The sequence below is a fragment of the Tessaracoccus sp. OH4464_COT-324 genome (assembly GCF_003932855.1).
Classification (GTDB): Bacteria; Actinomycetota; Actinomycetes; order Propionibacteriales; family Propionibacteriaceae; genus Arachnia.
This window is the reverse complement of the sequence record NZ_RQYZ01000077.1, coordinates 1-540: the sequence shown is the minus strand read 5'-3', so window position 1 is coordinate 540 and position 540 is coordinate 1. Positions and strand designations below refer to the sequence as shown.

General features: G+C 62.2%; 1 protein-coding gene. It reads right to left on the bottom strand.

Annotated features, from left to right (window positions below):
- Positions 1 to 442, bottom strand: a 442-nt coding sequence (locus tag EII42_RS12220) for a hypothetical protein (RefSeq protein ID WP_148098059.1), incomplete at its 3' end; no start/stop codon positions are given.
- Positions 443 to 540: the final 98 nt, after the last annotated feature.

Here is a 540-nt window from a genome sequence, read left to right as displayed (position 1 = left end):
AAGTCTCTTCCAGCGTGGCCCCGAGAGACGTGATCTCCTTCACGGTCCGCTGCACCGCATCGCCCAGCTTCCAGGTAGCGGCGAAGGTCTCGCTGGGCTCGGGCAGGCAACCACGCCGCTCGACGACGTACAGCACACCCTGATAGATCGCCTCCAACATCGCCACATTGACCTCGTGCGCCTTCCCAAACAGGTCCACGACCACTCGGGTGAGCCCGTGCCATTCCTTGCAGGCCTCGGTTTGCATTATCGCGACCCGGGTGTAGGCCTCGGCGGCGGGCCCGGTCCATCCGGGCACGTACTCCCTTCCCGGCGAACTCTCCGTGATGCTATACACGATCTTGGCAGCGTGTTGCCATTGGGCCCCTTCGTATTGGAGTTGGTCGGGGATGTGGAGGTACTTTTCGGCGATCGCGCACGCGTTGCCCAGCAAACCGACCATGGCGCGTAGCCTGTTCTCCGCGGCCTGATTGCTCGTCTCAAGGGCCTTAGCTCCTTGCCCACCGTCTTTCAAAGACTTGAAAAAGTCGCGCAGCTGGT